Here is a 24,052-nt window from a genome sequence, read left to right as displayed (position 1 = left end):
GCGACGGTAGCGGCCGGATACCAATGCCGCGGAACGTGTTACGTGTCGCCGATGCAGTCACGAGGCGTTCCAGACACCGACGAGACCGCCGTGGCGGAACCGTCGCCGGAACTCGAGCGGTATCTCCCCGTTCTCGATTCGACGCTCGAGTACGCCCGGACCCGGGAGTACAGCGGCCCCGACTACGGCGACGGGATGAGCAGTCAGCTACTCCAGGCACTACCCGTCGAGAACCGGTTCGTGAACCTCGTCGTTCAGGAGGTCGTCAAGCGTGCGCCCGTCGACGTTCGGCCGCTGTTCCGCGTCGAGCACCGTCGCAACTACAAGGGCGCGGCGCTGTTCACGATGGCCAACCTGAACTACCACGAACTGGCCCGGCGGGCGGCGACGGCCGAGGGTGACGGAACCGACAGGGGACGGGCCGACGTGGATCTCGAGTCGCTCGACCTCGCGATCGACGAACCGGCGTTCGATCCGGTCGAGGAGGCCCGCTACCTGGCCGACTGGCTGCTCGAGGAACGCATCGAGGGCTACAGCGGCTTCTGCGGCGGGCATCGCCACGAGATCCAGCACCTCCACACGAAGGGTGAGCCCAGCGATCCGGACATCGTCTCGACGACCTACGCGGTCAGGGCCTTGCTCCAGGCCTCACACCTCGACGACCGCTATGCCGAGATCGCGCGGACGGCCGCCGACTTCCTCGTCGAGGACCTCAACTACCGGGAGGTCGACGAGGGAGCGAAGGTCGACTACCACCTCAACCACCCCGACGACGCCTATACGATCAACGCCGCCGCGCTGGGCGCGGGGATGCTCGTCGACCTCTACGACCACTTCGGCGACGAGGAGTACCGCGAGCGCGCGACGAAGGTCCTCGATCACATCGCGGCCAACCAGACCGACGTCGGCGGCTGGCCCTACCGGCTCCCGGCCGACGCCTCCCACCTCTCGATGGACAGCCACCACAACGGCTTCGTCATCGAGTCCTTCCAGCGCTACCGCGATCTCGTCGGCTCGGATCGCTACGCCGACACGCTCTCTGACGCCCTCGAGTTCTACCGGAACGACCTGTTCGAACTCGACGGCGCGCCGAACTTCGACGAAACCAGCGCCTACCCGCGGGACATCCACGCCAGCACGCAGGGCATCCTGGTGTTCACCCGCGAGGGCGACCTCGAGATGGCCGAACGCATCCTCCGCTGGGTGCTGGCCAACCTCCAGGTCGAAGACGGCCGGTTCTACTACCGGAAATACCGCTTCCACACCAAGCGCGTGACGCTGATGCGGTGGTGCCAGGCCTGGATGAGCTACGCGACGTCGGAGTACCTCCTCGCCGCGACCGACGCCGACGCCGCTACCGGCGGCCCCTCGAGCCCGCACTCGCTATGAGCGAGGCCGGGACCGACCGATCGGGCTCGATCGATCCCGCCGGAGCCAGTTCAGGGGACGAATCGACGACCCGGCCGGAGGACGATTCGACGACCCGATCCCGAGACGAGTCCCCCGCCGAGGAAACCGAAGGCGACGACTGGCTCGAGGGGTCGCCGGCCGCTCGAGCCGACGAGAAACGCGTCCTCGTCGTCTCGGGGCTGGCTCACAAGAACGAGCGCCACTACGGCCCGCTGGCCGACGTCGCCGGCCGGACGACGCTGGTCTGTCTCGACCCCGATCCCGACCTCGAGGGGGCGCGAGCCGTCCCCGTCCCGGACGTCGGTCCGCGAATCCTCCGGATCGCGATGCTGCTCGTGGTCGCCCTCTACGAAGGGTATCGCAACGAGTACGACGCTGTCGCGTCGATCTCGCTGTTCCCGTACGGCCTCTACGCGCTGGTTTGCAAGGCCGTCTACGGCTACCCGGCTCACCTGGGGATCATCGGGATCGATCTCGATCACCACGTCCACCAGTGGTACGGCCCGATCCCACGGTGGGCGTTCAGGCGATTCGACGCCGTGTCGGTTCCGGGATCGGCTCACGCCGAACAGCTGGTCCGCTACGGCGTCCCGCCGGATCGGATCGAACGGCTCACCAACGCCATCGACGTCGACACCTACCGGCCCGCCGCGGACGTCTCCCCCGAGTACGACCTCGTCTGGGTCGGCCGGTTCAGCGCCGAGAAGGACCCGCTGCGGTTCGTCGACGCGCTCGAGGCCCTCGCGGAGCGCCGGACCGAGTTCAGCGCGGTCATGGTGGGGGACGGCCCCCTTCGGGAGGACGTCGCGGACGAACTCGCCACCCGCGACCTCGAGGATCGGGTCGACCTGCCGGGCTGGGTGGACGAACCGGCGGCCTACTACCGCCGCTCGCGGCTGTTCGTCCTCACCTCGAGACGGGACGCGATGCCGCTGGTGATGCTCGAGGCGATGGCCACTGGCCTGCCGGCGATCGTTCCCGCTGTCGGCTCGATCGAGGACGTCGTCACCGACGGCGAGAACGGTATCGTCGTCCCCGATCGGGACCCCGAGACGTACGCTGCGGCGATGGCCCGCTGTCTCGATGATACCGACTTCCGGGAGGCGCTCGCAGCGGAGGCGACGGGAGTTCGCGACACGGCTTCGATGGACCGGGCGAGCGAGGACTGGTGGCGGATCCTGGCGACGCTCGAGGGCTGATTCTCGTCTCGCAGAGCCGTCGCTGGACGGGTATCTCGACCGGCACGGTACCCGGCGGCTACCCGTCGACTCCGGATCGGGCTCGGTCGGTAGCGATCCGATAACAAAGCGAATAGTCGTCGGACCCGAACGTACATGGACGTCGAACGGTTGGATCTCACGGAATGGGGAGACGCGCTCCCCGATCGGGGCGTCGAGGTGTTCCACGATCCGGACGCCCTGGCCGTCCTCGAGTCGCACACCGACGCCGAGTTACGGCTCTACGGGGCGTTCAAGGGACAGCAGACGGTCGGCCTGCTGCCGGTCTTCGTCGCGGACCGGGCCGTCGGGCGGACCGTCTTCTCGCCACCGCTGTCGCTGGGCGTGCCCCGCCTGGGACCGATTCTCGACCCGAACAGTCCGAAGCGCCGGAAGGCGGAACGCATCAACGCGGCCCTCGCGGAGGGCGTCCTCGAGGACCTCGAGGTCGGCCGGCGGTCGACGCTGTTCCGGATGACGTGTCCGCTGGGGTACGACGATCCGCGCCCCTATACCTGGAACGACTGCAGCGTCGAACCGGAGTTTACCTACGTCGTCGACCTCGCGGACGCCGAGGACGTCGACGACGCGATGATGGGCTTCTCCAAGAGCCTTCGCAACGAGATGCGCCGCTACGACCAGGTCGACCTCGAGATCGACACCGAGGGGATCGGCGCGGCGCTGCGGATCTACGACGACGTCGTCGAGCAGTACGCTGAGTTCGGCGAGGAGGCCCCGATGTCGCGGCAGTTCCTCCGCAATCTCCTCTCGAATCTCGACGACGACCGCTGGCGGGTCTACGTCGCGCGTACCCCCGACGGCGAGTACGAGAGCGGCATCATCACGCTGATTTCGAACGACCTGGCCTACTACTGGCAGGGCGGCGTCACCGCCTCCTACGACAACGTCAGCGTCAACAACCTCCTGCATCGAGCGATCCTCGAGGACGTCGTCACCGATCCCGAACTCGAGTCCGTGACGGGGTACGACCTCGTCGGCGCGAACACGGAACGGCTCTGTGAGTACAAAGGCAAGTTCAACGGCGAACTCCGGCCGTACTACGTCGTCGAATCCTCGGGGCCGGAGATGACGGTCGCGAAGACGGTGTATCAGCGGATGGCCGGATCGTTGAAGTGACTGCGATCGGGGCGTCGGTTCGATTCGGGGTGCCGGCTGGACGCTGTGGCTCACACTAGCTGTCCGTAATCCGTGTACTCGAGCACCAGGTGCGGGAGGACGACGCCGACGACGAACACGATCCCGAAGACGACCTCCGACGGGAGGTCAGTGATCGTCTCGAGACCGAAGAGAAGCACTATCGCGACCAGCACGAAACCGCCGATGAGCTTGTTTTCGGGCGTGATAAGCCCCTCGCGTCGGACGACGATGGCCAGCGAGAGCAGGACAAATCCGAGAACGCCGACCAGCACGGCCGTGAGCAGCGTTATCGAATCTGTCACGAGGCCGTAAAAGAAGCCGATTCCGACCAGTACGTGGGCGACCCCGAAGATCGCCAGTTTCCAGTTACGGGAACCGATGCTCGAACCGTCCGTCTCCGACGCCGTCATACGAAGCAGTTGGATTGCTGAAATCAAATAGGTGCCGTTCGGAGTGACACCGTCGTCGGGGTCCCAGAAGCGACACCCGAACCGGCGTCGATCCGTCAGGACTCTCGCGTTCGGTACCACTCCACGGTTCGCTCGAGGCCCTCCCGAATCGAGACCGTCGGTTCGTATTCGAGGCCGTCTCTCGCTTTCGAGATGTCCGCTTCCGAGTGTTCGATGTCACCCGTTCGGCCGTCCACGTGAACGATGTCGGAGTCGGAGTCGGTGACCTCGCGGACGAGTTCGGCCAGCTCGCGGATCGAGATCGATTCGCCGCTGCCGACGTTGTAGGCCGTCCCGACGTGGTCCGTCACTGCGGCCTTGCGATTGGCCTGGACGACGTCCTCGACGTAGACGAAGTCCCGCGTCTGGCCCCCGTCGCCGTGGACCGTGATGTCCTCGCCGGCCAGGGCCTTGTCGACGAACGCGCTGATTACGCCGCTGTACTCGCCGGCCGTCTGCCCCGGTCCGTAGACGTTGAAGTACCGGAGCGCGACGGTCTCGAGTCCGTACAGCTCGTGGTAGAGCCTGGCATAGTGATCGATCGTCAGTTTGTCGAGGCCGTACGGCGACGCCGGCTCCTTGGGTGCCGACTCCGGGATCGGCACCGTCTCGGGCTGGCCGTAGATCGCCGCGCTCGAGGCGAGCACGACCCGTGCGTCGTGGTCCCGGGCCGCCTCGAGCAGCCGCAGCGTCGCGTCGGCGTTGATTCGGTGGCTCGTCGCCGGTGCCGCGACCGATCGCTCGACGCTGACGAGCGCCGCCTCGTGAAAGACGAGGTCGATCCCCTCGAGGGCCTCGGCGACGACGTCGTCGTCGCGTACGTCGCCCTCGACGATCGTTGCGTCGTCCGGGACGTTCTCCGGTCGACCGGTGGTAAAGGCATCGAGTACCCTGACCTCGGACGCTTCTGGAAGCCGGGACGCGATGTGACTGCCGACGAAGCCTGCGCCACCGGTGATCAGGATCGACCGATCGGCGAGAGTTTCGTGGGCGGCCTGTGTAGAACGGACGACCTCTCTCATGGACTGGTCCTGGTGTCGGCCCTAACACGGTTAGTTAGTCGCTGAATGCGTCGCGCCTCGCTTTCGGAGACGAATCCATCTCGGGCGTATGGCTCCCACTACCGGAAGTAACGGATCCTTTCGCTACGGGGCTGGGCCAGCGTTACTCCATGTAGCCGAGGCCGCGCAGTCGGTCCTCGACGTCGTCGAGTTCGTCGTCGGTGTGTCCGGCGTCGTCGGACTCGCCTCGAGCCGCGACGTGCTGGTCGACGCTCCGCGTCGTGGGCTCCTCGCGACCGGCGATGCAGGCGGTCAGCGCGGAGCCGTCGAGGTCGTCGGGGAGGGGTTCGCCGACGCTGTGCAACACCGTGGGAGCGACGTCGAGCACGGACGCCGGCGAACCCCGGCCGCGTGCTTCGATCGTTGGCCCGCGGGCGAGGAAGACGCCCTCGCTGCGGTGGCTCGCCGCCTTCGCCCCGGCTGGCGTGAAGACCTCGTCGGCCAGTTTCGTCTTCTCCTCGTAGCCGTTCGTCCCGACGACGACCAGGTCCGGGGAGAACTCGTCGGTCGGGAACAGGTCGTCGCCGTCGGAGACCGATAGCGCTCGCCGCCCGGTCTCGGGATCCGTGACGTTCGCGAAACACGCGGTCAGTTCCCGTTTGATCTCGGGGACTGCCGCGGGATCGACGACTCCGTTCTCGAAGCGCTCCGTGTCGTTGACGTAGACGTGACTCGGCCCGTGGGCGAACGCGACCGTCTCCGCGAAGTCGACGTCGTACAGGCCGTGATCGCCGGGGACCGTGGAGGCGACCCGATCGACGACGGCCTTCGGCAGCGCGTCGACGAGGTGGCCGTCGTCGATGCCGAGCTTTCGGATCGACCCGAGGATCGCGGACTTCGTGATGCCCAGCCCCTCGAGTGAGGACTGCGCGGCGCTTCGATCACGTCGAGTGAGGTACCCCTCGTTCGCGAGGACGGCATTCAAGTTGACGAATTTCGAGATGGGGCCGAAGCCGTGGTCGGAGACGACGAACAGGTTCGCTCCGAGGCGATCGGTGTAGTCGATGACCTCGCCGAGGATCTCGTCGAGGCGCTCGTAGTGGGCGAGCATGACGTCGTCGTCCCACAGCAGGTGCTGGAGGCGGTCCGGCGCGGTGTAGACGAAGAAAAAGAGCCGCCAGTCCTCGTCGTCCATCAGCTCGCGCATGGCGTCCCGGCGGGCCTCGAGCAGCGACGTGAGGTCCCGCTCGAACCGCTCCGCCTCGCCCGAGTACTGTTGCCAGTTGAGGCCGATCTCGTAGTCGGGGACCCGATCCGCGAGTCGACCGGCGAGGTCGTCGGGGTGGGTCGCGCGCTCGTCGAGCGACGGGGAGATCATGCCCGCGACCATCGAGCCCTCGATTTCCGAGGCCGGATACGTCATCGGGACGTTGCCGACGACGGCGGGGGACAGCAGGTTCCACAGCGCCGGTCGCGTCCGGTCCTCGCTGGTGTACATCTGCTGTGTGTAGTCGGGATTCAGCCGCTGGAAGCCGTAGATCCCGTGTTTGTCCGGGCGGACGCCGGTCGCGATGGTGGGCCATGCGGTCGGCGTCGTCGGCGGGGTCGTGCTGTACAGCGGCGAACACGCACCTTCGTCGGCGAGACGCTCGAAGTTCGGGAGTTGGCCGGCGTCGATCCACCCGGCGAGCCGATCCCAGGGGACGCCGTCGATCCCGAGGACGAACGCGCGGTCCGTCTCGGCGTGAGCAGTGGGTGTTGACATAGCTCCGGAGATCAGTGGGTGACCCCACTCCCGCCTCGGGTTTTGTTATGGGAGCGCTTCCGGCGACCAGCCGTCGCCTATCGCCGCCGAGTACGGTCACGAAACGGTGACCGTCCCGTTCCGACGTCCGCTCGGGTCGGACGGCGTCCGCTCCCCAACCCGTCGGGAGCCCGTAAGTTCGCGCATACTCAAGTGTTCCGTCGGGGTGGACACCCGTAATGAACCTCGAGACGATCGCGGACGCGATCGAGCGCAAGGGGTTTTCCTGCGCGGTCAGGGCGACGGCGGCGGACCGGAACCGGCTGACCAGGGTCGAACTGTTCGACCGCTGTTACGAGAACGGCTCGCTGATCGAGTACGGCGAGACCGAGACGGTCACGGTCCCGCCGCCGGACGCCGTCGCCGGGGAACTCCCCGCGATGGAGCGATGGACGGGAACCTACACGATCTCGAAGCCGTTCGTCGGCGCGCTCGAGGACGTGCGCCTCGTCGGCTCGCCGCCGCTCGCCGTGACCGACGGGCAGTACGTCGGCGAGGCCTCGATCAGCCCGAACGTCCAGACGCTCAACGTCGTCAACTCCCTGCGGGAGACTCCCAGACGGATCGTCGCCGGTAACGGCCGGCGCGAGGACCTCGAGGAGGCCGTCCTGCTGCACAACAGCTGGGAGGACGGCTACTTCCACTGGGTCGCGGAGACGCTGACGCGACTCGAGGGCGTCGAGCGGTACGAGGCGGAGACCGGGCGACGCCCGAAACTGATCGTCGGTCCGGATCTCAACGGCTTCCAGCGCGAGACCCTCGCGTTACTGGGTTACGACGAGGACGACCTCGTCCACTGGAACGCCGCCACCTGTCGGGTCGATCGACTCGTCGTGCCCTCGATGCGCCGCGAGATCGATCCGCCCAATCCGTCGCCGGTCTCCCACCGCTGGCTGCGCTCGGAACTCCGCGAGCGGGCGCTCGAGGCGGTCGACACCGACCGCTTCGCGGATCGCGTCTACGTCAGCCGCGACGACGCCGCGACCCGGCGGCTGCTGAACGAAGGAGCCGCGCTCGACCGACTCGAGCCGATGGGGTTCGAACGCTACGAGCTCGCCTCGATGTCGGTCCTGGAGACGATCGCGCTGTTCGCCCAGGCCGACTGCGTCGTCACGCCGCACGGGGCCGGGCTGACGGACCTCATCTACGCGGACGACGTCTCGGTGGTCGAGTTGATGCCCGAAGATCGGGTCAACGGCATCTACTACATGCTCACGAAACAGATCGGTGGCTGGTACGGCTACGTCGCCTGTCCGACGACCGGCGACGACCTGCGCGTCGACGTGGACCTCCTCGATCGGACCGTGCAGGCCGCGCTCGAGACGGAATCCGTCGGTCGAATCGCGTGACCCGGGTTAGATCACTCGAGCCTGGTATTTGAGGGTGACAGTCGCCTCGCCGGCGATCGTGAAGTCCTCGAGGTCGCCGCTGAACCAGTAGGCGTCACGGCCGTCGTCGACCGTGCCGCTGGCGGTCCGGCCGTCGACCTCGTCGTCGGCGTCGATCGTCGCGTCGTCGTACTCGGACTGGACGAGGTCGCCGGTGACGCTGAAGGAGTACTCGGTCGTCCCCTCGGCCGCGGCACCGTCGACGATCAGCATGTTCGGCAGCTCCGGGGCCTCCTCTTCGTCGTCTTCGTCGTCGTCATCCCGGGAACCGACGCCCTCGAGCTCCTCGAGGGCGAACTCGTGGCCGTTGACGGTGGCGACGACGTCGACGTTGGAGTCGACCGCGGTCACCGCGCCGCTGATCCGGAAGTCGTCGGTGCCCCCGGCGGCGTACCCCTCGAGCGAGAAGGCGTCGCCGTCGGTCGAGATCCGTTCGCGGTACGGGTCGTCCGGATTCGTGTCGGCTCCGTCACCGTACTCGGCCTCGCCGCGGCCGTCGATGCGGTACTCGGCGATCTCGTCCGGGGAGCCGCCGGTCAGTTCGACCTGGTTGGGCGCGTCGTCCTTCCAGATCTCCTCGACCTTCGGTCCGTCGTCGTCCGACTCGTCCTCGTCGCGGGGACCGACGCCCTCGAGGTCCTCGAGGGCGAACTCGTGGCCGTTGACCGTCGCGGTGACCTCGATGTTCGCGTTCACGTCGACCACCGACCCCGTGACGTGGAAGTCGTCGGTGCCGCCGGCGACGTAGCCTTCCACGGTGAATCCGTCGCTGGTACCGGAGATGGTTTCGCGGTAGGGGTCGTTCTCGCCGGTGTTGGCGTTTCCGCCGTACTCGACGTCGCCGAAGCCGGCGAGCCGATACTCGGCGATGTCGTCCGGGGAGCCGCCGGTCAGTTCGACGTGGTTGGGTTCGTCGTCCTTCCAGACGTCCTCGATGTCCGGGCTCTCCTCGGGTTCGTCGTTCGGCGGGTTGGAGGGCGGGTTGCTCGAGGCGGTGCCGGAGGCGGCTTCCTCGGGGGTCAGGGGAACGCCCTCGACTTCGCTCGGTTTCGTCCGTGGCGATCGGTTTGCGGGTGAGCCGTGGATGTTCGACGTACTCGCACCGCCGTGGCTCCCGGCCGACTCCCAGTAGCTGTTTTCGGCGGTGACCTGGGCCCGGGCCGAGGCCGACCACGAGCTATCGCCGAGGACGATGTCGCCGAGGCCGTTTCGGTGGCTGATGTCGCCCGTCCCGTCGGCGTTGCTCAGGTCGCTGTCGATCACTTCGGTGTGCTGGTAGAACGCCCAGTAGTTCCGGTAGTTCCGGTAGAGGACGCAGTTCTCGATCTTCGACCCGTCGGTTCCGAGCCGGAAGCCGGCCGGCGTACACTCGGCGGCGTAGGAGTTCCGGATGATCACTTCGCCGCCGGAACCGGTCGCCGGGTGTTGGCGGGGGTTCCCCGGACTCGAGGCGTAGACGGCGTTGTCCCCGAAGTCCCGGAAGTGGGCGTTCTCGATGACGATCCGTCCGGAGTGACTCGGCGGGACGAACATCCCCGTGGCGGACCCGCCACCGGCCGACCAGTTGGTACCGTCAGCCCAGTAGAAGTTCTCTACACGGCCGTTGCCGGAGAGAATGATCGGTTCGTCCTTCGACGGGTCGTCCCAGACGCCACGGATGCCGACGTTCCGGATCGTCCAGTCGTTACCGGTGGCGTTGATGCGGAACTTCGCGCCCCGCGCCGAAATGTCGATGACGACGTTCCCCCACGTCTCGCCGTTCGAGAGGGTCTTCGTGAACCGCTGGTTCGACGGAACGACGATCTCTTCGTAGTCGCCATCGTCTGCAGCGGCCGACGTCGCGGCGGCGACCGGGAGTGCAGCGCTCGTCGCGACCCCTTTCAGGTACGTTCGACGGTTGAACAGCGAACTCTCGGATTCATCACCGTGGCCTGACTCTCTTTCGGTCATGCTATTTCGAGGAAGAGAGTCAGGGTGCAAACACCGTCCCATTAATCAGTGCTTCCTTTATACCGATGCGAACTATCTGGAATTTATGTAATACATATCACATTTACCGAGCTACGAACGAGAAAGTCGCCCGTTACTGCCTGTCGGGTCGACTATCTTTCTACAGGGAGAGAACCGCGCAACCTGAACAGCCACTTCGTGAATTCCCGCGTCTTTAGGCGCGGGCAAATATCAATACCTAGATAGTCACGCTCGGCGGTCTTCGACACTCGAGCGGCCACTACCGATCAAAACAGGACAACTGTCCGTCCCGTCGAACGGGTCGTCGTCGGTCAACTCGGTTCGAACCGGCAACTGGCCGGCTCCTACCGGTACCCTAGTTGTTCGAGATGTGCTTTCGTCTCCTCGTCGAGCGATCGGGTCTCCGTCTCGACGGTGATGCTCGAGATCCGCTCGGCCATCCCTCGCGCGTCGGCTTTCGAGATCGACGGCTCGCCGTACGTTCGTTCGCCGGCGAGATAGTGACGGTAGGCGTTCAGGAGCCGCTTCGGCGTGCTCGGTCCGCCGGCGAACGAACCAGTGTACCCGGAGAAGAGCGCATCGTACGTCGCGGTCAGGGGTAAAACGAGCGTGCTCGTCTCGTTGAACACGTACCCCCCGTCGGCCGTCCAGACGCTCGGGGCGTCGTAGTTCGGGTCCATGAACGTATCGCGGTACGACTCGTTCGGACGCATGATTCCCTGCGTGTAGGCCGGCCGATCCGGCTCGATCGGGGACAGCAGCGACTTCCCATCGGTCTCGACTCGATCGGCGGTCCCACCCACGAGCGATCGGATGGTCGGGAACAGGTCGACGTGCTGGAGGAACGTCTCACCGTGATCGTTCCCGAGCGATGGATGCACGAAGACGGCCGGCACGTAGGCGACCTCGGGTGCGGAGGGAAGCCCGTGACCGACGAACCCGCCGTGTTCGCCGAGGAGTTCGCCGTGATCGGCCAGGTAGATCACGAGCGTGTTCTCCCGCAACCCCCGCTCCTCGAGGAGCCGCAGCCGCTCCTCGAAGCGGTCCGTGCTCGCTTCGACGGTCCGCCGGTACAGGTCGCGAAGTTCCTCGCAGTCGGAGAGTTCCGCGAACATCTCGGCGGTCGATCGATCCTCGTACCCGACGTACGGCGAATGACCGCCGTTGTCGTGTTCGAAGAGGACGAACGGTTCTTCGACGGTCTCGAGGTCTACTGAGCCCGGCTCGCCGAGGACGTCGCCGACCGCTCGGCCGTCCCACACGACCTCGTTGTATCCCGACGCGATCTCGAGGTCGAACACCGTCGGCATCGACGCGTTGAGCGAGTCGTTGAACCAGGTGACGCCGTGGCGGGGCGCGTACCGGCCGGTCGCGATGCTCGACATCGCCTGGGGCGTACACAGCGCCGACGCGGCCATCTTGAACGATCGGCCGCGGTCGGCCACGCGGTCGGGCAACTCGTCGTACCGCACCGAGTCCGCGACGAAGACGTAGACGTTCTCGATCGCGTTCGTCTCGAGGCCGCGAAGGGGGACGTTCCGCTCCATACGTCAGTCACACACCCCTCGTCGTCTCGGTCGGTCGCTCGGCCGCTCGCCTGACGAGGACGGGACCGTAGCAACGATCGGTATCATCTGCTCGTGTCGTCCCTCCCGACGGTGTGGCATAGTTAACGGGACGGTGAGCGACGCATCGCGGACGGTAGGCGGCGAATGAACGTTTCCCGGAGCCGCGAGGCGGCAGTATCGAACGATCAGTCGGCCGAAAGGGAGTCCGTCGGCTCCCCCTCTGAATCCGGAATCCATCGGCGGATCGGTGACAGTGAGATGCCGGTGTGGTCCTCGACGACGTCGACCACGACGACGTCGTCGGGCTCGAGGCCGCCGGCGAGCCCGGTGACGACGATCGACAGCAGGCCGACGACGACGAGGAAGGGGAGGAGCGTCACCGGAGTGATGGAGATCCAGGGCGAGAGGGCTCCAGTCAGCGGTACGAACACCACCGGGAGGGCGACGTAACACCGAACTGCCTCTCGAGAGAGCGGGGTGATACCGTACTGGATCGCGAGAACGCCACAGATGATTCCGTGGACGACGATAAGCGAGAGCAGGGAGGTGACGCCAGCACCCATAAAGCCGTATTGGGGGATGAGCACGAGGTTGACGAGCACGTTGAGCGCCAACCCGACGCCGTTCGCGACTGCGATCCAGGTGGTCGCACCCACTGCGGACAGCGTCTCCCTGTCGCGACCCGCCGTCGCGCTCAAAAAGAAGCCGATGGCGAGGACGGGCAACACTGTAGCGGCGTCCGTATACGAGGGACTGAACACGAGCGCGATAACGTCCTCCGGGAAGACGACCAGCAGGAGGAACGCGGGGAACGTGATGATGTACACCCACTTCGTCGACGTCGCGTAGATGTCGTCGACGACCTCCCGATCGCCGTCCGCTTCGAGACGGGACGCGATCGGCAGGTAGAGGAAGCCGAACGCGGAGAGGACGATCGTCAGCCCGGCTGCGATCGGATACGCGGCGTCGTACATGCCGACCTCGTACGAACTGCGAAAGTACCCGAGCATGAGCGTGTCCGTTCGGGCCAGCATGGTCCCGATAACGGTCGAGACGACGAGCGGCGCGGAGAACGCGAGTAGCTCCCTGACGTGGGTCCGATACCCACCGCGGAGGGCCATCAGCCGACCGAGGAGGACGTGAGCGACGACGAACGTCACGACCGCGGCAAGCAGGTACGCCCAGCCGACGGCGACGATGCCGACCCCAGCGAGTAACAGTACCGCGATGGAGCCGATCCGCAACAGTGGATCGAGGAAGCTCTGGACGACCGTCTTGTAGACCGTGTTCTCGTAGCCGCGAATCACCGCGACGGCGATCCGGAACGCAGCGATAAACGGTATCGAGACGGCTATCAATCGGACGAACGTTACGGCCTCCTCGGTCTCGAACAACCGAGTTGCGATCGGACTCGCGGCGGCGAACAGGGCCGCGCCGAACACCACCGACAGCGAGATCGTGACGACGAGCCCGCTCACCCAGACGCCTCGCTGATCCTCGTCTGACTCGTACCGGGGAATGAATCGGGAGACCCCCTGTTCACAGCCCGCGAGCGCGATCATCAGCGTGAAGGTCAGTAACGCGAGCCCGACGCTCACCTCACCGTACGCATCCGGCGACAGCAGCCGCCCGACGACGACGCGCTCACCCAGGTTGGCGAGCGAACTCGCAATTCCGCCGACCATCACCAGCGCCGCACTCGAGAGCAACGCCGAGAGTTCCTGTTCGTTACTCGACATTAGTTGCGCGGAACACCGCGGTCTCGGTTCGTGTCCGTTCGACGATCCGACGATCGAATCGCGTGCTCGAGGAGACGGTGTGGTCAGTCGACGCGGTCGCGGTACCGTCGTATTCGGCTACCGGGCTCCCTTCCGTATCCATCGTTTCGTGAGGCTCTCGGGAGGGGCTTTGTTATCGACGCGTTTCGAAACCGGTCGCCCGCTCGAGGCCGTTCGAACCGGTCGAAGGCTCACGCGAACGTCCCCTCGGCGTGAACGTAGTACAGTTCGAACTCGTCGTTGGACAGGACTCGACTGACGCCGGGTTGGCTCGTCGCCGCCTCGATCTCGCCGTCGCCGTACCGGAGTTCTTGGTACGCTACCTGCTCCCGCTGGTAGTCGGCCTCCGTGACGATCAGATACCGATCCTCGTCGTAGTACTCCGTCAGTCCCTCGTCGAAGGTCTCCTCCGAGACGCTACCGTGGGCGCGCATCCGTTCTTCGTTGCCGTGGATCGCGTCGTCGAACCGGTTCGTCGTCCCGCGGAACCCGACCATCTCGACGTCGTCGTCCTGGGCGGCGAACGCCGTCTCGTACCCGGAGGCGGTCGTCTCCGTGACGTGCGGTGACGCGTGATAAATGTACGGCGACGGGAACACCGCGAGCAGCGACATCACGAGCAACGCGAGCACGGTCAGGCCGACGACCGACCCGGCCACCGTGGACGGAATCCGACTCGAGAGGGCGTCGTAGCCGAGCGAGATGGCGATCGAGCCGAGGATCACGACGAACACCATCATGAGCCCGAGAACGCGGAAATAAATCTCCGATCCGGAGGCGACGAAGTAGACGACGAACAACGTTCCGAGGGCAACGAGGCCGACCCCGTAGTAGGTCGCCATCGCCGGAAGGTGGTCGTATCGCGTCCGGACGCCGACGAGCACGCCGGCGAGCAGGCCTGCGGCGAGCACCGACAGCACGAGGTGGGGACCGAACAGTTTGGCGAAGATCTCCGCCATACTGACCCCGATCTCGCTCAGCGACGCCCCCTGGGCACCGATCGACGCGCCGGCCTCGCCGACACCGAGGACGAACTCGAGGGCGCGACTGGCGATGTACTCCACCGTGTCGAAGTAGAAGGTGTTGTTCGCCGTCCACAGGAGGAAGACGGCGAACAGAAACAGCGTATGGCCGTAGAGGGTTCGGTGCCGGGTGACGGCCCCCTCCGATTTGAACCGGCGGGCGAGAAACTGGACGAGACAGATGCCGACGGCGACGGCGAGCAGGTGGGCCACGAGTTGCGGGTGGAAGACGACGGCTGCGACCGACGCGAGCGCCAGCGCGGCCCCAAACGCGGTGCCGTTTTCCGCGGGATCCGACCGGAGGTACCGGGTGAGGACGTAGACGAAGGCCGCCGAGAACATGATCGCCTGGGTCATCGCGTGCGGGTGGTGATGCGTCGCGATGGTCGTGATCGGCAGGAGGAGGAAGGCACCGAACGCCGCGAGGGCCGTCGCCCGGGCGTCGGGGACGATCGCACGGACGGACAGCGGCACGAAGACGAAGAACAACAGCGCCGCGACGACCGTCACGAACACCATCGCGCGAGCGATCGGAATCTCGAGGACGGAGCCGATGTACACGCCGGTCGTGTGGATGCCGGGATAGGTGAGGTCGAACGGGAGGATCGACCCCTGCTCGAGGGCGCGCGCCCAGCCGAGGTGGGTCAACGCGTCGTGATAGCCGTAGTAGAGGTAGTTTCGAACGAGCGGCAGTCCGGCGAACAGGACCGTCGCGAGGCCGCCGAGCGCGAGCGCACAGCCGCGAACGCCCCGATCGGTCGTCGCGGTCAGCGCGGCGAAGACCGCCACGAAGAGGGCGACCCCGATACCGGCCCAGACGGGCGTCGGCGTCGACGCGAAGATCGACACCTCGTAGCCGGTCGCCGGTGCGGATCGAGCGGCGAGCGCGGCCAGCGCGATGGCGAGAAAGCCACAGGCGAGTGCGAACTTGGATGCGAGGTGGCCGTCGAACGCCGACGTCGTAGTCGCTGAGTGCGATGACATTCCTCTCGGTCCGGACGAGGCCGGATCGGTGAATTGTTATGTCCCTGTTGGGTCGGGGGTACGGCCTCACTACCGCCAGCGTGACGCCAGGGCGACGAACGTGAAGCGGCACCGATCCACACGACGGCGGAGGTCGCTCGTGCGGGTGATCACTCGCCGCCGACCTCGTCGACGATTTCGGTCCAGACGTAGGCGCGTTCGTCGGCGTTCTCGAGCGTCGGCGTCTCGGGGACGTCGTCGGCGTACAGCAGCGCGGCGATTCGGACGGTGCCCGACTCGGCTGCGGGCGTGACGGACACCTCGTCGGTCACCGACTCGCCGTCGTTCATGGCGTACCCGGTGCGTTGCAGTTCCGTCCGCTCGATCACGTCGCCGTCGCTGATCCACTGCTCCTGGAGGACGAGCGTGTACTCCATCGTCCGGTCTTCCCGGTTCTCGACGCCGACGGCGAGCGAGAGCGGCTCGCCCGACTCGACCGTCTCCGGATAGTCGCCGGCGACGTACTCGCCGGCGTCGTTCTCGCTCAGCAGTTGTACGTTCGTGTACTCCTCGCCGTCCTGCGGGGCGACGAACGCGTAGCCGACCGTCGTCAACGCGAGGATCAGGGTAGAAACCAGCAGGAGGTTGACCGCCAGGTGCAGCGTCGAACGCGCGTCGAAGATCGCTCGAGCGGCGGTCCCGAGTTTGCGCCGGGCGTCGAACCGATACCGCTCCTCCGGGGGAACCCGACCTCGGCGAACCGTCGCGAGCGCGACGCCGACGACGGTGGCGGTGGCGATCGCGCCGACGGCGGACGGTCCGGTGACGGTCCCGAAGAGGAACGCCGTCACGAGTCCCACGAGCGGGACGACGGCGACGCTCAGTCCGAACGAAAGCGCGATGCGCTCGACGTCGGTCACCGTTCGGGTCTCCCCGCTCGAGTCGCTTGCCCGCAGGTCCCGGGGGACGGTTCGGCGCGGGAACAGCGCGGAGACGACGGCGTATCCGGGTGCGAAAAACAGTAGCGGGAACCCGATCGCGCCGCGGACGACCGGCGAGGCGACGTCGAGGGCCGCCAGTAGCACTGCCGCGAGCGCGGCGAAACCGCCGACGCCGATCAGGTCCGCCGGGGTACGCTCGAGGAGAACCCTCGTCCCGTGACCGACTGCCGAGAACGGCCGGACCGTTCTGATCAGTAGCTCTCTCATTCGGGTACCGATGGACCGACGGCAGAAACTATTGTTAGCCGTCCCATAACTCACCAAACGGAGAGTCTCATCGCGCGAGACCGCATTTCCCGTCGAGCGGTTGTACCCCGAATACGGCGGAACGGGACCGAGTACGCTCGAAACGACGAAAACGAGGGAGGACGTGGCTGTAGAGGGGCAACTCCCGTCGCGGGAGCCACCGGCGCGACCGCCGCTGTGACCGATCGATCCCGGGAGCATCCCGGAAGCGAGGCGATTACAAAGTGCTCCCGGCGCGACCGCTCGAGTATGGCTCACCGAGCGACCGATAGCGACCCGGCACGGCGCGGGGTGATCGAATGAGCATCGAGGTACGGCGCGCGACCGACGAGGACCTCGAGCGCTGGAACGGCTACGTCGACCGCTCGCCGCAGGGACGGCTCCCCCACGAACGCGAGGCGCTTTCCGTGCTGGCCGACCACGCCGACGCGACGTTGCATCCGCTGGTCGGCTTCAAAGGCCAGGAACCCGTTGGCATTTTCCCGGTCTTCGAGATCGACAAACGCCTCGTCACGACTGTGTTTTCCCCGCCGCCACACCTCCGGGTGCCGTATCTCGGGCCGGCGTTTTGCAACATGGGGAAGCTGAAACAGCGCAAGCGGGAGAAACGCCGCCAGCGGTTCGTCGACGGCTGTCTCGAGTGGATCGAGGAGGAACTCGGGCCGCGCTACGGCCACGTCCGGACCTCGCCGGGCGTTCGGGACGCGCGCCCGTTCAAGTGGAACGCGTTCGAGGCGACGCCGGAGTACACCTACGCCGTCGACCTCACCCGCGAGGAGGACGACCTGCTGGCGTCGTTCAGCAGCGACGCGCGTCGCAACGTCCGCAACACGGCCGACGACGCCTACGAGATCGAGGTGGGCGGCCCCGAGGAGATCGGGTTGATCCACGAGCAGGTTCGGCATCGCTACGAGTCTCAGGGAATCGACTTCGACGTCCCCCTCGAGTTCGTCTGCGACCTCGCGGAGGCGACCGTCGGTGGGGCCGTCAGACCCTACACGCTGCGCGTCGACGGCGAGTTCGTCGGCGGCATCCTCGCGCTCGAGTACGGCGACCGGATCGGCCGGTGGATGGGCGGCGTCCGGACCGGGGCCGACGTCGACGTGCCGACGAACGACCTGCTGGACTGGGCGATCATGCGGGACGGCCGCGAGCGCGGCCTCGAGGTCTACGACCTCGTCGGGGCCGACACCCGCCGGATCAACCGCTACAAGGCGAAGTTCAACCCGGACCTCGAGACCTACTACAGCCTCGAGTACGGCTCGCTGGGGATGCGGGCCATCGCCTCGGTGTACGACAGCGTGAAGTAACCGGCCTCCGCCGGCTCCGTCGCGGAGACTTCTCCGTTTTGCTCCCGCCTTCCCGAATCGCCGGCCCAGCGCAGACGCCGAAACGATAGCTTGAGAACCCCGGCCGGCGAACGCAACGAACGAATGCTCGAGACCGTACTCCACACCGGTTCCGAACACCCGGACCTGCTCTGGATACTCGTGCCCAGCTTCGCGTCGTTGCTCGCCGGCATCGGCATCGGCGCTTACTCGGACCGCGTCCGTGAGTGGATCACCCCGCGGAGCGCTCCGGCCGAGGAGTAAGCGCCGTTTCAGTTCTCCGGGACTCGAGGCGTCCGTTACTCGCGAGCGGGAGCGTCGCGGATCACCCGGCGAACGCCGGTCGCGTCCGTCCGCGAGTCGCCCGCGACGTCGGAGCCCACGAATCGGCACGAGAAAGGAGTCGATTCGGCGGGTAATCGCGCGGATAACCAAGGCCCGATCCGTGGGAGGGGTCGACGATGGACGACGACTCCTCCCTCCGGACCTTGCTGGTCGGCATCGACGCCGCCTGCGATCGGGTGCTGGCTCCGCTGTTCGAGGACGACGCGGTACCGACGCTCGAGTCGATCTACCGCGACGGGACGGGCGGTACGCTCGAATCACAGATCCCGCCGTGGACCGCCTCGGCGTGGCCCTCGCTCTACACGGGGAAGAATCCCGGCAAACACGGCGTCTTCGGCTTCCTGCGGTTCGACGGTTACGACTGGGACGTGGTCAACGCCTCGGACGTTCGCGAGCCGACGCTGTGGGAGATCCTCGACGAACACGGGCTGACGAGCGTCGTCGTCAACGCGCCGGTCACGCACCCGCCGCGGCCGTTCGACGGCGCGTTGCTGCCGGGCTACACCGCGCCGGAGGATCCCGACTGTCACCCCGAGGGACTGCTCGAGGACGTTCGCGACGCCATCGGCGACTATCGGGTCTATCCGGAGGAGAACGCGAGCGACCTCGGCGACGCCTACGCGGACTGCGTTCGGATGCGCGGCGAGGCGTTTCGCTACCTCTCGGATCGATTCGACCCCGAGTTCGGCTTCGTCGAGTTCCAGGCGACCGACTCGATCTTCCACGAGACACCCGAGGACGAAGCGGCGATCCGGGCGATCTACCGCGAACTCGACCGCCAGCTCGCGGCCATCCTCGAGACACACGACCCGGACACCGTGATCGTCGCCAGCGACCACGGGATGGGTCCCTACGACGGCCGGGAGTTTCGCGTCAACGAATTCTTGCGCCAGGAGGGGCTGGTCGCGACGCGCAAGGGCGGCGACGGGATGCCGACCTGGGCGACCGTCCGGGACGACGCCCTGAAAGCGGGCGAGGACGCCACCGATCACGACCCCGGACCGGCTGCCAGAGCGATGGCCGTCGCCGCGAGGGTCGGCCTGACGAGCCAGCGCATCGAGGCCGTCCTCGAGCGGCTGGGGCTCGCCGACGTCGCCGCGAAACACGCGCCGGCAGGGCTGGTCAACGCGGGAGCGGAGCAGGTCGACTTCCCCGACTCGCAGGCCTACGTCCGCTCGCGGATCGAGTGTGGCGTCCGGATCAACCTCGAGGGGCGCGAACCCGACGGCGTCGTCCCGCAGGAGGAGTACGAGGCGGTCCGGACGCGACTGATCGACGCCCTCAGGTCCGTCCGGACGCCCGACGGCGAGCCGGTGTTCGAGGCCGTCCGTCCGCGCGAGGAGTACTTCCACGGCCCGGAGACCGACCGGGCAGTCGACATCGTGGCGGTCCCCGCCGACTTCGATCACTTCCTCTCGGCGACGCTCCGGGACGAGCAGTTCGGCCCGCCGACCGAACCCTGGAACCACAAACGCGACGGGACGATCGCGGCCCGCGGCGACGCCGTCGACCACGCGGCAGGCGTCGGGGACGCCCACCTCTTCGACGTCGCCCCGACCGTCCTCGCGACCCTCGACGTCCCGTTCGGCGAGCGAATGGACGGCGACCCGCTTCCCTGTGTCGACGACCCGGGCGTCGACACGTATGCCCGCCGCGACGACGCTCCTTCCGTCGAAACCGAAGACGAGGGCGTCGAACAGCGACTCGCGGATCTGGGGTACCTCGAGTGAGACGGGTCGTCGTCCCTCGAGAGACTAGCTTTAACACGAGTCGGGTGGATTTAAATAAACTGGATGAGGATGCCGAAGACGGGGCTAACTGCACCGCGGGACCGCCGGAAACGCAGCTGCTTTCCTCAGTTGCAGTACGGCTGCGACCGGTTTCGATCCGGGCCGTCGACGGTTTCACATCGGCTCGCGTCGAACGGTCGTCTTCGACCAGTGGGAACCGAGATCAGAAAGACCAAATCCGGGGGACGGTGGAGACCCCACCGCTCGGCCCCGGGTGGATGTCCGGACGATCGACGACGGGACCCACCGGGACGCTCCCGAAACGCGGTCCCGGAAAACCGTCAAAGGGGGAAACCCCTCGCGGGGAGTACGGGGGATTGGCCAATCCGTTCTTTTCCACGACACCCTGGAACGCGTCGTGAACTGACGTATCGATACCGACATCGGGATCGACTCCCACGAGGCGTCCGCGGCGGCGGTTCGCCCCGTATCAGTCGCCGTCCTCGAGGCGCTGTTCCCGCCAGGTGGTCCAGTCGTACAGCCGCTCGAGTTCGCCGCCCTGCTGGCGGATGGCGACGGCGGTGTTGAACAGGAACGCGCCGACCAGGGTCGTGCCGACGAGCCAGACGGCGTCCGCGACGGCGACGTACGCCCCGGCGAACCGGGTGAGCAGGTCGACGAAGACGACGGCGACGACGCAGACGATCGTCGGCAGGAGGTGGCGAGTGAGCGCGGCGAACGTCGTCCCCTCGTGGCGTCGGACCGCCAGCACGGCGTAGCCGACCGCCCAGATCGAGGTGAGTATCCAGCCGACCGCGACGACCGGTCGCGTCCAGGTCGTATCGACCAGGAACGTCCCCCACCAGGCGGCGACGAAAACGGCGACGACGGCGTAGTCGACCCAGACCGGGAGCCGACTCGAGCGGCCGACCCCGCCGGGGTCGGCGAGGTACATCGCCCGAATGCCTAACGCGAGAAAGAGGATGAAAAACAGGATCGCGCCGTCGACGAACGAATCGATCCAGGTCGACTCGAGGAGGACCGACCCGATTCCGGCGACGGCGTAGACGACGCCGGCACCGACGCCGACGAACAGGTACCACGACTGGTAGCCGGAGCCGTCGGCGAGCACGTGGCGGACGTACTGCGCCAGGTAGTAGAGCAAGACGGCTGCCGTCCCGCCGATCACCAGATACGCGAGCAGTTGTGCGATGGCGACCGTCGTACCGGGGTCGTCGGCTGCGAACCGAACTGTCATCACGTAGCGGTGGCTCGCGGAACGATTATAAACCCACCCGTCGGCGCAGGGTCGATCAGTCGGTGACGCTGGGTTGGACGGCCCCCGACGATCACGGATCAGTCGTCACGGTCGGCTGCCCAGCACGGCTCAGTTGTACTCGCGCCACCGGTGGCCACACTCGGTACACTTGAAAAACCGCGTCGGCGGTTCGTCGGCGGAGGCGGTCTGTTTGAGCGTGTACCAGGCCTCCTGGGTGCCACACTCGTCGCAGACGACGTCGGTCGATTTGGGTTTGCCCTCGAAGTTGGCGTCCTCGGTCGACTCGATGACGTCGTCATCGGACTGGCTCTCGGTCGTCACGAACTGGTCTTCGAGGTCGCTGTCCCGTTCGCTCGAGGCCGCACACGCCTCGTTCGTACAGACCATCCGGTCGCCGTCGGCTTTCATCATCGAACCGCACTCGTCGCAGAATTGCATGTCCGACGGTAGTCGATCCGAGAGCAAAAATCCTCACGTCCCGCGCCCCGGTGGTGGTCGGAGTCCGCGTCTGCAGTACCGAAATGAGTGCGACCACCACGGAAGCTCCCGATGCCATCCAGTCGATGGGCTTGCTGCACGCTTTCCCTGCCCCGAGAGAGGCTGCTCCCTCACGGATCGCGAACGCAAAGCGTTCGCTCAACGCCAGCCCCTTTCATCCCCATCCGTATCGGCTGCCCGGGAAGCCACCGCGGGTGGGAATGAAAGGGGCTGCGTCGCTCGACGTACGAGACGACGCAAGCACCGCCGGAGGCGGCGCGCAGCGAGTCGCAGGAGTCGAGCGGCGCAGGGGCTTTCGTGGTGTTCAGAACTGATACCCCACGGTAGTATCTAACACGATCCCGCGCCGCTCGATCGACTGCGTGGTCGTCAGTGGTCCCGTTCCTCGAGTCGCTCTTCCTCGCGGACGACAGGACAATCCGCGACACGGAACGTTCCCAGGGAAGGAATCTCGAGGATAGTCGCCTCTTCGTGGCGACAGGCGACGGTCGGCGGCTCCGCGAAGTGCTCGCAGCCGTGACAGTAGGCGTGGGCGTCGACTTCCCGGACGTCGCGTTCGCCCGGCATCGGTTCCGGCTCCGGTGGGTCTTCCTCCTCGAGGCGCTGCCAGAGGCGGTCGCGGTCGATGTCGGCGACGTCTTCCCGTTCGAACAGCCCGTCGGGATCGGCGGTCGCCCCGTCGGCGTCGCGATCGGCGACCCGGTCGGCGAGGTCCGACAGGGGGACGCGATCGTCGTCGCCCTCCGTTTCTCCGGCAGCGTCGACGTCGGGGCCAGTGTATCGGACCGTCTCTCCCCCGCCATCCGTGACGTCCGCCGCGGTCGGAGCCGGCACACGCGAGTCGTCGACTGAGTCCGTGACGTCCGGTTCGTCGACGCTCGAGCCCGTCGCGTCCGGGTCGCCGTCGCTACCGTTCGATCCCGGCGGGGAATCGGGACGCTCTTCCGGGCTCGAGCCCGTCTCGTCCGCCGGGTCGTCCTCGCTCATCGCTGCTCCCTCTCGAGGCTCGGCGTCGGGCCGGCGTCGTCCGTCGCGTCGGCCTCGATCACGTCGTAGAGTTCCTCCGCGGGTTCGGCGTCGGCCACCTCGCCCTCGAGCGCCGGCGGATCGCCGGTGACGAGGGTGTGCGAGCCGAACCAGGACGTGTTCTCCGCGACGTCCGCGACGGGCGAGGCACACGCCGGACACTCCGGTGCGGTCAACAGGGCGACGTCGACCGACGCGCCACACTCCTCACAGGCGGCCGTCCGCACGCCCAGCTGGTTCGCGGCGAGTTGAAGCTCTTCGACTCTCCGTCGGCGACGCTCCCGTTCCAGCAGCGTCTCCTGTCGGTCGCGCACGTCGAGGATCGTTCTGGCGAGGACCGCCGCGCGGTTCTCCAGCGCGTCCGTTCGATCGAGCAGGTGGTCGAGCACCTCCTCGAAGTTGTCGAACCCGCCCTCGAGCCGGTCCTCGAGGCGCTCGAGGTCGGCGACGATCGACTCGAGGTCCGCCGCGAGCGCCTCGAGATCCGCGTCGCTCGCGTACGCCTCGTGGTCGTGATCGGCCGGTGCCCGGCCGTCGGTCTCGCGTTTGACCTGGATCACGCGCGAGCGGACGTCTTCGATCAACTCCGTGTACTCCTCGCGTTGCTCCTCGAGTTCGCGCTCGAGGTCCACAATCCGTTCGGGGTCGACGGGATCGTCCGCCCCCGTCGTGACCTCGTGGACGGCAGAGAGCAGCCGTCGACAGGTCGTTGCCCTGTCCTCGTCGCGTCGCTCGGCGGTTGCGGCGAGCCAGTCGTCGACCTCGGCCGGAAGCGACACGGAGATCGATCCCCCATCCGCGTCATCGCTCGCCATTTCCAGCGGCTTGGTGCGAGCGGCTGATAAGGGTTGTTGCCGGCGCTGCACGCGT

Annotated in this window: 19 protein-coding genes; 7 read left to right on the top strand and 12 right to left on the bottom strand. The window is 66.8% G+C overall.

Annotated elements, in window-relative coordinates; genetic code table 11:
* Positions 1-51 precede the first annotated feature (51 nt).
* From TX79_RS04315 to TX79_RS04305, 3 genes are all read left to right on the top strand, one after another.
* Positions 52-1,389: a prenyltransferase/squalene oxidase repeat-containing protein gene (locus TX79_RS04315; protein ID WP_049925914.1), complete on the top strand. Its 1,338-nt coding sequence runs from the start codon at positions 52-54 to the stop codon at positions 1,387-1,389.
* Positions 1,386-2,609, top strand: a complete 1,224-nt coding sequence (locus tag TX79_RS04310) for a glycosyltransferase (RefSeq protein WP_049925913.1) — start codon at positions 1,386-1,388, stop codon at positions 2,607-2,609. The genes TX79_RS04315 and TX79_RS04310 overlap by 4 nt, the downstream gene beginning before the upstream one ends.
* 135 nt (positions 2,610-2,744) lie before the next feature.
* A complete protein-coding gene (locus TX79_RS04305; protein WP_049925912.1) occupies positions 2,745-3,764 on the top strand; it encodes a GNAT family N-acetyltransferase in 1,020 nt (339 codons plus the stop codon).
* 50 nt (positions 3,765-3,814) lie between these two features.
* On the opposite strand, the gene TX79_RS04300 is transcribed toward TX79_RS04305, so the two are convergent.
* The 3 genes from TX79_RS04300 to TX79_RS04290 all read right to left on the bottom strand — a co-directional run bounded on the left by TX79_RS04300 (position 3,815) and on the right by TX79_RS04290 (position 7,000).
* Positions 3,815-4,195: a hypothetical protein gene (locus TX79_RS04300; protein ID WP_049925911.1), complete on the bottom strand. Its 381-nt coding sequence runs from the start codon at positions 4,193-4,195 to the stop codon at positions 3,815-3,817.
* 95 nt (positions 4,196-4,290) lie between these two features.
* Positions 4,291-5,256 carry an NAD-dependent epimerase/dehydratase family protein gene (locus TX79_RS04295; RefSeq protein ID WP_049925910.1) on the bottom strand — a complete coding sequence of 322 codons (966 nt, stop codon included), beginning with the start codon at positions 5,254-5,256 and terminating at the stop codon, positions 4,291-4,293.
* A gap of 142 nt (positions 5,257-5,398) precedes the next feature.
* Positions 5,399-7,000 (bottom strand): alkaline phosphatase family protein, encoded by a 1,602-nt coding sequence (locus TX79_RS04290; protein ID WP_049925909.1) that lies wholly within the window; start codon positions 6,998-7,000, stop codon positions 5,399-5,401.
* 218 nt (positions 7,001-7,218) lie between these two features.
* On the opposite strand from TX79_RS04290, the gene TX79_RS04285 reads away from it, so the two are divergent.
* Positions 7,219-8,388 (top strand): glycosyltransferase family 61 protein, encoded by a 1,170-nt coding sequence (locus TX79_RS04285; RefSeq protein WP_049925908.1) that lies wholly within the window; start codon positions 7,219-7,221, stop codon positions 8,386-8,388.
* A 6-nt stretch (positions 8,389-8,394) separates the two neighbouring features.
* Here TX79_RS04285 and TX79_RS04280 read toward each other — a convergent pair whose 3' ends face one another.
* The 5 genes from TX79_RS04280 to TX79_RS04260 form a co-directional block, all read right to left on the bottom strand.
* Positions 8,395-10,377: a hypothetical protein gene (locus TX79_RS04280; protein ID WP_049925907.1), complete on the bottom strand. Its 1,983-nt coding sequence runs from the start codon at positions 10,375-10,377 to the stop codon at positions 8,395-8,397.
* A 365-nt stretch (positions 10,378-10,742) separates the two neighbouring features.
* Positions 10,743-11,945, bottom strand: a complete 1,203-nt coding sequence (locus tag TX79_RS04275) for a sulfatase-like hydrolase/transferase (protein ID WP_049925906.1) — start codon at positions 11,943-11,945, stop codon at positions 10,743-10,745.
* Positions 11,946-12,151: 206 nt separating this feature from the next.
* Positions 12,152-13,705 (bottom strand): flippase, encoded by a 1,554-nt coding sequence (locus TX79_RS04270; protein WP_049925905.1) that lies wholly within the window; start codon positions 13,703-13,705, stop codon positions 12,152-12,154.
* 230 nt (positions 13,706-13,935) lie between these two features.
* Positions 13,936-15,750 (bottom strand): hypothetical protein, encoded by a 1,815-nt coding sequence (locus tag TX79_RS04265; RefSeq protein ID WP_049925904.1) that lies wholly within the window; start codon positions 15,748-15,750, stop codon positions 13,936-13,938.
* Between the two features lie 149 nt (positions 15,751-15,899).
* Positions 15,900-16,937 (bottom strand): DUF1616 domain-containing protein, encoded by a 1,038-nt coding sequence (locus tag TX79_RS04260; RefSeq protein ID WP_049925903.1) that lies wholly within the window; start codon positions 16,935-16,937, stop codon positions 15,900-15,902.
* A 338-nt stretch (positions 16,938-17,275) separates the two neighbouring features.
* Here TX79_RS04260 and TX79_RS04255 point away from each other — a divergent pair, with 338 nt between their 5' ends.
* From TX79_RS04255 to TX79_RS04250, 3 genes are all read left to right on the top strand, one after another.
* Positions 17,276-18,286 carry a lipid II:glycine glycyltransferase FemX gene (locus tag TX79_RS04255; protein ID WP_049925902.1) on the top strand — a complete coding sequence of 337 codons (1,011 nt, stop codon included), beginning with the start codon at positions 17,276-17,278 and terminating at the stop codon, positions 18,284-18,286.
* A gap of 123 nt (positions 18,287-18,409) precedes the next feature.
* On the top strand, positions 18,410-18,568 hold the full coding sequence (locus TX79_RS19570) for a hypothetical protein (protein WP_195892454.1): 159 nt from the start codon (positions 18,410-18,412) through the stop codon (positions 18,566-18,568).
* 197 nt (positions 18,569-18,765) lie between these two features.
* The gene (locus tag TX79_RS04250; RefSeq protein WP_049925901.1) at positions 18,766-20,379 is read left to right on the top strand and encodes an alkaline phosphatase family protein; all 1,614 of its coding nucleotides are present in this window, start codon (positions 18,766-18,768) and stop codon (positions 20,377-20,379) included.
* A 490-nt stretch (positions 20,380-20,869) separates the two neighbouring features.
* On the opposite strand, the gene TX79_RS04245 is transcribed toward TX79_RS04250, so the two are convergent.
* The 4 genes from TX79_RS04245 to TX79_RS04230 form a co-directional block, all read right to left on the bottom strand.
* Positions 20,870-21,637: a hypothetical protein gene (locus tag TX79_RS04245; RefSeq protein WP_049925900.1), complete on the bottom strand. Its 768-nt coding sequence runs from the start codon at positions 21,635-21,637 to the stop codon at positions 20,870-20,872.
* 129 nt (positions 21,638-21,766) lie between these two features.
* Positions 21,767-22,096, bottom strand: a complete 330-nt coding sequence (locus tag TX79_RS04240) for a transcription factor S (protein ID WP_049925899.1) — start codon at positions 22,094-22,096, stop codon at positions 21,767-21,769.
* A 429-nt stretch (positions 22,097-22,525) separates the two neighbouring features.
* Positions 22,526-23,143: a hypothetical protein gene (locus TX79_RS04235; RefSeq protein ID WP_154660452.1), complete on the bottom strand. Its 618-nt coding sequence runs from the start codon at positions 23,141-23,143 to the stop codon at positions 22,526-22,528.
* On the bottom strand, positions 23,140-23,997 hold the full coding sequence (locus TX79_RS04230; protein WP_049925898.1) for a hypothetical protein: 858 nt from the start codon (positions 23,995-23,997) through the stop codon (positions 23,140-23,142). Before TX79_RS04230 ends, TX79_RS04235 begins: the two co-directional genes overlap by 4 nt.
* Positions 23,998-24,052: the final 55 nt, after the last annotated feature.

It is taken from the genome of Halopiger goleimassiliensis, from assembly GCF_000455345.1.
Lineage (GTDB): Archaea > Halobacteriota > Halobacteria > Halobacteriales > Natrialbaceae > Halopiger_A > Halopiger_A goleimassiliensis.
Note: the sequence above shows the minus strand (reverse complement) of the source record. Positions and strands in the feature narration are given on the sequence as shown.